Origin of the sequence: Catenibacterium sp. (genome assembly GCF_052354645.1) — a bacterium.
GTDB lineage: Bacteria > Bacillota_I > Bacilli_A > Erysipelotrichales > Coprobacillaceae > Catenibacterium > Catenibacterium mitsuoka_A.
This window is the reverse complement of record NZ_DAWDDM010000133.1, coordinates 1-5,185: the sequence shown is the minus strand read 5'-3', so window position 1 is coordinate 5,185 and position 5,185 is coordinate 1. Positions and strand designations below refer to the sequence as shown.

4 protein-coding genes are annotated in these 5,185 nt (G+C 33.8%); all 4 read right to left on the bottom strand.

Annotated features, from left to right (window positions below; genetic code table 11):
* Positions 1-67: 67 nt before the first annotated feature.
* Entirely contained in the window at positions 68-1,351 is a 1,284-nt protein-coding gene (locus tag ACT8VG_RS06915) for a galactokinase (protein WP_418220928.1), read from the bottom strand.
* The gene (locus ACT8VG_RS06910; protein WP_418220929.1) at positions 1,348-2,361 is read right to left on the bottom strand and encodes an aldose epimerase family protein; all 1,014 of its coding nucleotides are present in this window, start codon (positions 2,359-2,361) and stop codon (positions 1,348-1,350) included. Before ACT8VG_RS06910 ends, ACT8VG_RS06915 begins: the two co-directional genes overlap by 4 nt.
* The gene (gene galT / locus ACT8VG_RS06905; protein WP_418220930.1) at positions 2,355-3,824 is read right to left on the bottom strand and encodes a UDP-glucose--hexose-1-phosphate uridylyltransferase; all 1,470 of its coding nucleotides are present in this window, start codon (positions 3,822-3,824) and stop codon (positions 2,355-2,357) included. The genes ACT8VG_RS06910 and galT overlap by 7 nt, the downstream gene beginning before the upstream one ends.
* 140 nt (positions 3,825-3,964) lie before the next feature.
* Positions 3,965-4,957 carry a LacI family DNA-binding transcriptional regulator gene (locus ACT8VG_RS06900; RefSeq protein WP_187012885.1) on the bottom strand — a complete coding sequence of 331 codons (993 nt, stop codon included), beginning with the start codon at positions 4,955-4,957 and terminating at the stop codon, positions 3,965-3,967.
* Between the last annotated feature and the right edge of the window lie 228 nt (positions 4,958-5,185).

The following is a 5,185-nucleotide window of genomic DNA, read 5'->3' as shown; positions in this document are numbered from 1 at the left end:
TGTAGTAATTCTACACAGACATGACTACCAATATAACCTGCACCACCTGTAACTAGTACGTTCATATTTATTCCTCCACTACTTTACAACCGCCAAGTTTTCTTACTTTAAGTACATGACAGCTGCCTTCTCCAAATAATTTTTCAATTTCTTTCTTATACTCTGGGACAAAGTCATTTTCTACAAATGCCTGAATTGTACCTGCGAATCCACCACCATGTACTCTAGATACACCATGGTCTCCTAATACGATTTCACTTAATGCTAGACCTGCAGAAACTGCCTGATGCTTATAATCAAAGTCTGCATAAACATTCTGTAAGAACTTATAGCTTGAGTTACCAGATTCCTTGATTAACTTCTTGAATAAGTCAAAGTCATCATTGTTTAATGCTTCTACAATCTGAGGTACTCTCGCATTTTCCTTGAAGAAATGAATAGCTCTTAGAATTTCTCTATCATTCTTGACTGCATCTCTCACATCAGCAAGATGATCAAAGAATTCCTTTTCATCTACTTCTCTTAAGAATTCCTTACCAAAGTAATGAGCGACATCCTTCATTTCAGCAGGAATAGCACCATATGCATCTGTTAAGTCTGCATGGCTTCCCTTTGTATCAACGATACATAAACTATGATCATATTTAGAGAAGTCTACATCTACATGATTTACAACAGGATGCTCTGTATCCTTGAAATCAATAGAGATCAATCCACCAACAGCACATGCACACTGGTCCATTAATCCACAAGGCTTACCAAAATAAACATTTTCAGCATACTGACCTACTTTTGCGATAGTGACCATATCGATGCTCATATCATTGTATAAACCATCAATGATTGTTCCGATGATTGTTTCAAAAGCAGCTGAACTAGATAAACCAGCTCCTACTAATACATCACTAGTAATGAATGCTTTGAAACCACCGATATTGTAACCTAGTTCTTTAAGTTTAGAGACAACACCTCTGATTAGTCCTTCTGAAGTACCTTCTTCTTCATCCTTCTTATCTAAATCATTTAAATAGATTGGCTTAATATTAAAGCTGTCAGATACAACATTGATTACATCATCCTGTCTAGCCACTACACCAATCGCATCTAAGTTGATTGAACCGGCTAATACACAACCATGCTGATGGTCTGTATGGTTACCTGAGATTTCACTTCTACCTGCAGCACTGTAGATGCTGACATTTTCATCACCATAAAGTTCAATGAACTTATCTAATGCATTGGCATATCTATCTTTCTGATAATCTACAAGACTTGCATCTTCATATAAGTCTTTCAACATTTCATCATATTTATTAGTTTTAAATTCTTCTTTTAATAAGCTTGCTTTCATTTTGTTACCTCGAATGTATATACTGTTTCTTCTTTAAATTTTTTATTTGCCTTTAAGATGACCTTTGGATTTTCTTCTTTATGAATACTGTCTGGTAAATAACTTGTTTCAATACATAATGCATCTTGTGGATACATAGTGTATCCATATTTATCTAACTGTCCATCTAAATAGTTTGCACTATATACCTGTGCTGATGGATATGTAGTAGATACAGTTAATTTAATACCAGTTTCTGGAGAATAAAGTTCTGCCTGATTTTTATCTGTATTAAATACAAATGGATGATCATAACCACGGGCTGTGATTAACTGTGGATGATTGTCTTTGATACAGTCTCCAATCACTTTTTCACTTCTAAAGTCAAATGGAGTATTTGTGACATCTAATAATTCACCTGTATATAATCCATCACCATCAACACAGCCTACTTCATCAGCATTGAGTTTTAATACATGATTATGAACACCTGATGCATGTCCATTTAAGTTGAAATATGAATGGTTTGTGATATTGATAATTGTATCCTGATCACTTGTTGCTTCATAGCGCATATGAAGTGATGTTCCTTCGATTGTATAATAAGCATAGAAATCTAATGTACCTGGATAGCCTTCTTCACCATCTTTAGATACATAGTGGAACTTGACACCATCTTCAATAAATTCATAATCAAATACCTTGTAAGAAAATCCTTCAATACCACCATGTAATGAGTTAGGACCATTATTAATAGGAACATTATAAGTCTTCCCATTTAATGTGAAAGTTCCCTTCTCAATACGGTTGCATACTCGTCCTACCAAAGCACCAAGATATGTACCATCTCTCTTCTGGTAATCTGATACTTCAGGGAAGCCTAATACACAATCACATGGATTTCCTTCTTTGTCCTTCACTACAGCTTTAAGTAGTGTGCAGCCAAAGTTTGTGACTTCTACATAGAAGTCTTTGTTTTCTAAGCCGATGACAACAATATCGTCATCTAATTCTTTCTTAATTTCTACCATAAGCCCTCCACGAAGCGACTGAATCCTTCAATTCCTTCATCAGTCATTTTATATACACCAGCATCTTCTAATACTGCTACAAACTTCTTAGTGACTTCTACTTCTAGGAATTTATCAACATCCTCGTAGTCACAACTCTTAAGATATTTGTACCAGTCTGCATGCTTCTGTAATGATTCATTTGAATCAAAATCCGCATTACCTAATAGACACTGTTTGATATCTTCTAATTCGTTCTTTAATCTTGCAGGAAGAACAGCTAAGCCCATTACTTCAATCAAGCCGATGTTTTCCTTCTTAATGTGGTGATGCTGTGCATGAGGGTGGAAGATTCCTAATGGGTATTCTTCAGTCGTACGGTTATTTCTAAGTACTAGATCTAACTGATACTTTCCGTCCTTCATACGTGCAATTGGTGTTACTGTGTTATGTCTTACACCATCTGTATATGCAATGATATCTAGTGATTCATCACTATAATCAATCCACTTTTCAAGAATAACATCAGCCAAAGCAATGATTTTTTCTTTGGAAGTAGAGGTAAGTCTTAGAGTTGACAATGGCCAATACAACATATCTACCTGTACCTGGTCATGTTCATAACTCTTGATAACTTTTGCATCTTCCATAGGAAAATGATGACGACCGCCTTGGTAGTGATCGTGGGTAAGGATAGAACCACCTACGATTGGTAGATCAGCGTTACTTCCCAACATATAATGAGGGAACTTATCTACAAATGCGAATAGATGCTCGAATGTATTGTGGTCAATTTTCATTGGCTGATGTTTTTCATTAAATACGATACAGTGTTCATTGTAGTAAACATAAGGTGAATACTGTAGGTAATAGCGATGACCTGCAAGGTCTAGTGGAATGATACGATGATTCTGTCTCGCAGGATGCTTCATATTACCTGCAAATCCAACGTTTTCTTTACATAATAAGCAAAGAGGATAGTTTGTAGATTTGATATTTTTTGCAGCTGCAATCGCTTTAGGATCCTTTTCTGGTTTAGAAAGGTTAATAGTAATCTGAATATCACCATATTTAACATAATGGTTAAACTTGATATTCTTATCAATACGTGATTTACGAATATAGTTACTACTAATACTTAAATCATAGAAGTAGTCTGTTGCTTTTTCTGGAGATTCATTATAAAGAGTGTTGAACTTATTTACTACTTCACTAGGACGAGGCATGAGGCAGTTCATAAGTCTTGTATCAAATAAATCTTTTTCAGTCACAGAATCTGAAATCATACCTTTTTCTACTGCATAGTCAAGAATATGATCAATGATATCCTGTGCTGTTTCTAATTTTTCATCGATTTCTTCTAGTTCAAATTCATCTAACTGAAGTAAGTCTAAAATTAAATTTGCGGCATAGTACAAATCATCTGTACCGATCATGCCTTTTTGTAACGCAAAGTTGAGTAATCTGTTAATCTGATGGTTCATTATGGGTTCTCCTCTTTTTTATTTTGTTATTTTCTTCATCTACTATGATAAACCTTTTAGTAAAATAATCAATACTTTTTTAAGTATTTTTACTATTTTGTTTACTTGTTATTTTACTAAAATAAAAAAGAGAAGTTTTATTACTTCTCCCTGCATGAATTTCTAATAACTAATTGACATGGTAATTGTATTCTACATGGATAGCTGATATCCTCTTCTGTGATCATTCTATGTAACAACGAAGCCCCCATCTCTCCCATCTCACTTGAAGGTGCATAGACAGTAGATAATGTAGGTCGTGTGAAGTTACATGCATCCACATCATTGAATCCCATAATAGACACTTCTTCTGGAACCTTGATTCCTGCATCTAATAAAGCCTGCATAGCACCCATCGCAAGAGGATCATTGGCACAGAATATTGCGGAAGGTATTTTTCCTTCTTCAATCACACGATTCATGACAGAATAACCTTCATCTCCAGTCATTTCATGACCGGTTGTAAATATCTCATATTTTATTCCTAAATATTCACAATATTTAATAAAGCTTTTCTTCCTAGAAATTGTTTGTAAAGACATCTCATCATATTCATTTCTTCCCATAAAACCAATCGTTTCATGTCCCTGCGAATGAAAATAGTTGACTACTTTACACATTGCGTCATCAAAATCCAATGAGATACAGACATTTGTGATAGGAGACAAATCCATATCCAGCAAAACAATTCTACTAGATAACTTACTAAATGTATCAAGATACTTCTTTTCAAACTTTCCAATACAAATAATACCATCCACACCTTCTAATACCTGTTTCATATTCATATCATCATATCTTACTTTTGTAGAAGCCATCTTTTCTTTTCTTAAATATTTCTCTACACCCTGTAAAATAGATAAGAAATAAGTATCTCTAAATTCCTGTTCAAATGTATAACACTGGATAATACCTATATTAAATGTTTTCTTCTTTTCTTTTGATTTTAAGGAGTAATTGAGTTCACTAGCCACTCTTAATATCTTCTCTTTTGTCTCAGGTAAAACCTTCAATGTTTTATCTTCATTTAATACTCTTGATACAGTTGCGATAGATACATCAGCTGCTTTCGCAACATCCTTAATTGTAGCCATTTATTTTTCCTCCTCAATATTACTATAATAATTAATATATCACAATCTAGATAAAATGAGGTAAAATTTTTAGTAATATTTTAACCAATTTTAACGATATATTATTTTTCCCTTATTTTCATTGTATATATCAAACATTTTTCTACCTTGCCTATAATTTCTTCATTTTTTTATTGACGAGTGTATTTCTACATGGTATTATAGGTGAGCAGTCAAGAAATGGGCCTG

Excerpts from the sequence above, each read along its gene's own strand:
- ACT8VG_RS06910 (WP_418220929.1), bottom strand. The coding sequence starts at position 2,361 with ATGGTAGAAATTAAGAAAGAATTAGATGACGATATTGTTGTCATCGGC.
- galT (WP_418220930.1), bottom strand. The coding sequence starts at position 3,824 with ATGAACCATCAGATTAACAGATTACTCAACTTTGCGTTACAAAAAGGC.
- ACT8VG_RS06900 (WP_187012885.1), bottom strand. The coding sequence starts at position 4,957 with ATGGCTACAATTAAGGATGTTGCGAAAGCAGCTGATGTATCTATCGCA.
- ACT8VG_RS06915 (WP_418220928.1), bottom strand. The coding sequence starts at position 1,351 with ATGAAAGCAAGCTTATTAAAAGAAGAATTTAAAACTAATAAATATGAT.